The organism is Bacillus salipaludis, assembly GCF_004358205.1.
In genome coordinates this window covers 1-2,874 of record NZ_SMYO01000077.1, presented here as the reverse complement: position 1 = coordinate 2,874, position 2,874 = coordinate 1, and the positions used below count along the sequence as shown (strand labels likewise).

The following is a 2,874-nucleotide window of genomic DNA, read 5'->3' as shown; positions in this document are numbered from 1 at the left end:
AGCAAAATCTGAATCTAAGAAAAGAGATTAGCTACAGTCTGTAAACGATAACTAGGAGGAGCCGTGTGCATTAATAGTGCAAGCACGGTTCTGTGAGGGGGAGGAGTACAATCTACCGGAAGGTAGAAAGGCTCCCTTCTACTCGACTAATTGAACAACAAATAGTTTACTTTTGTTATTTTTTTTTGTAATATTGTTCGCAAATGAACAGTTTACATTTGAACTATTTTATTAAGGGAGTGACTTAAATGGATTTAAATTATAACGACCCAAAAGTAAAGCAAGTAATAGAAGTTTATCAATCGTTTTGGGCTATTAACAAAACTACGGCTAAATTAACGAAAAAGAATGCTGAAAATTTTGGTCTTTCATTACAACAGTTATCAATCCTTAATACATTATTAGCGTTTCCTGAATTAACGCAACAAGAGTTAGCGGATAGGCTTATCTCAGCAAAAAGTACAATTAGTGCTGGCGTAGATAAATTAGTGGAAATGGGGTTAGTTGAAAGGGGATTTTCTGAAGAAGACCGAATAGAAGTAAAGCTAAAATTAACTTCTAAAGGTGAAGACGTTTCAAAAAAATCCAGTAAAAATTCAATATCCTATAAAGCTATGCTTTTTGCATTAGATAAAATGCCCAGAGAAGATATTCAGTCTTTACTTCGTATACAGAATGAATTACTAAATCACCTTATTGAAAGTGGTTTTTAAAATAATCGTTCTTCAACAAACGGGGTGCTTTACTTCAAAAAGCCAAGGAGGTAAATATTATGGCATTAGATTGCTTTTTTTATGATGTAAATGATAATGATATTGACTATTTTTCTATGTCAGAATCTTTACACGAAGCAATTTTTAACAATCGCAATAAATATTATCGTAGCTATATTTACCTTAGAAAGCTTATTAATTACTATGGTGATGCAAAATTTGAGGGTAACGAAGTTAAAAGTCTTATCGAAGACCTAAAACTTTATTTGCCATATATAAATAAGGACTATCATGAAAAAGTTTATTTGTTAATAAAAAAACTTTCAGACCCAAGAGTAGTAAGAGTTGGTTTTTATGGGGATTAAAGTTTTTTATAATATAAGACTCTTCTTAAACTATAGAGTGCTTGAGTTCAAAATAAATGGCTGCTACGGCAGCCATTTTTTCTTCTTCAACTATAGGGGCAGTTTAGTGTAACAAGGGAGATGGAATTTTGTTTTCTTTGCTCTATGAAGTGCAGCAAATGAAAAAGCTAGGAATCGTTCCTAGCGTCCAGTTTTTACATATTATTTATTTCTCCTTCCTGTTGGCGAGCGAGTCACGGTCACTTGCTGTTGGAGGCTGCTCTAACCATCCATTTTTTATCATTAGTTTTGCTCCGTCTTCTGCAAATTGTAAAAGTTCTAAAATTAGTCGTAAGTAATGAGCACCTAAATCTCTTCTTGAATTGACACTCAAAGCAGAACCATAATATGAAAGGGATAATTGTGTAGACAATTGAATTTGGTACATCATATATTTATCTGAAAAGGTCATAGAAGTAGAGTTCGTGATCATCGATTGCCAAGAAATAGGCGAATTTAATTTATCTTCCTTAAATACCGATTCAAATATTTTTATGTGTTTATTGGCAATGTCAAGTCCCCTCATGAAATATTGACGAATCTCTTTTGATTGGGCTACTTGGATGAATCCCACTTTCAAAGCAGCATGTAAATGCATTTTTAGCATGTTGAAAGTAATATCTCCTATTTCGATAGCATTCAGAGGACGACGATCCCCCAACCATCCCGTTAAAAAGCTTTGGTGCTTTACAAAATCGATTGATTCGGGTGGTGAAATAACAGGAGGTCGTACAAAAAGTCCTTTCGAAAGCATTAAATCAATGGATTGATCAAAAAGCTCCATCGTTTCGGACATACAGGTTATGTAATACTTCCGTAAGTCAGAACGAATCGAAGTACCAACAGACAAAGAATATCCAGTCATCCCTTGCAAAGTCATGATATAAATATAATTTAGGTAGAACGGGTCTTGAAAAAGACGAGGTGCTTGAATGTTTACGTCATCTTTTTCTGTAAACCCATGTGGGATAGGATAATTTTCATTTACCATGAATTCTGTAATTTTTTGGACATGCTTTTGGGATAATCCAAGGGCAGTTTGGTAGATTGATTTGACATCGTGATCTTCAATATGCTCCAGTGCATAACGAAAAAAACAAATGGACATGGTATCAAAAATGTATTGAGTCCAAAGGCTTGCCATTTCTGGAGCAGTTAATCGAATGGGGTTATTTGTCTCCAAGATTTATCCTCCAATAAACGAACTTGTACATTGTTTTTATTGTTTTCTCAGAGCTGAAAAATATGTAAAAAATTAGAAACCTCTTAAATCAAAAGATTTTACTGATGAGAAACAAGGTGTAGTTGTTTTGATAAAAACAGTATTTGTGGAGGTTTTTTACAAAGAAACTTCAACATGGTTCGATGCGGGTGGTTCAGTAATTCCGATTATTATCGGGATACATCTATAGCTTAACTGGTGTGATTCTTCAAGATGTAGTTTGCCATTTTCTAATCGCACAAAAAAATTGTGAAATAGTGCACTTAAAGTAACGGGTGCTTGTGCGGCCGAGCCTAGGTCGTATCATATAGCGGGTGGGATTCCCGTCGAGTAAGAACTAGCCATTCGCTCGCAGCGAGTCTTGGAGGACTAAAGGTAACTTTAGTTTTTTAAGCGTAGACAGCTAGGTAGTGGGCCGAAAGCCAAATGGTTGAAGGGATTGAGCTCCATAATGTTAGTAAATCGAGAGGGCTGATGCCCTAAGCACAGCAGAAAGCTACATTTTATCTTTCGTTAAAGGCAAGAAGGATAAAAC

Annotated in this window: 3 protein-coding genes; 2 read left to right on the top strand and 1 reads right to left on the bottom strand. The window is 35.0% G+C overall.

Translation table 11 applies throughout. The features are described 5' to 3' along the window. Positions 1-248: 248 nt before the first annotated feature. Complete coding sequence (locus E2K98_RS30355) at positions 249-713, top strand: MarR family winged helix-turn-helix transcriptional regulator (protein WP_133340707.1); 465 nt, start codon at positions 249-251, stop codon at positions 711-713. A 59-nt stretch (positions 714-772) separates the two neighbouring features. Beyond that, complete coding sequence (locus tag E2K98_RS30350) at positions 773-1,078, top strand: hypothetical protein (protein WP_133340705.1); 306 nt, start codon at positions 773-775, stop codon at positions 1,076-1,078. A gap of 205 nt (positions 1,079-1,283) precedes the next feature. Here E2K98_RS30350 and E2K98_RS30345 read toward each other — a convergent pair whose 3' ends face one another. Continuing rightward, positions 1,284-2,300, bottom strand: coding sequence for a DUF3231 family protein (locus E2K98_RS30345; RefSeq protein ID WP_133340703.1), 1,017 nt, complete (start codon positions 2,298-2,300; stop codon positions 1,284-1,286). Between the last annotated feature and the right edge of the window lie 574 nt (positions 2,301-2,874).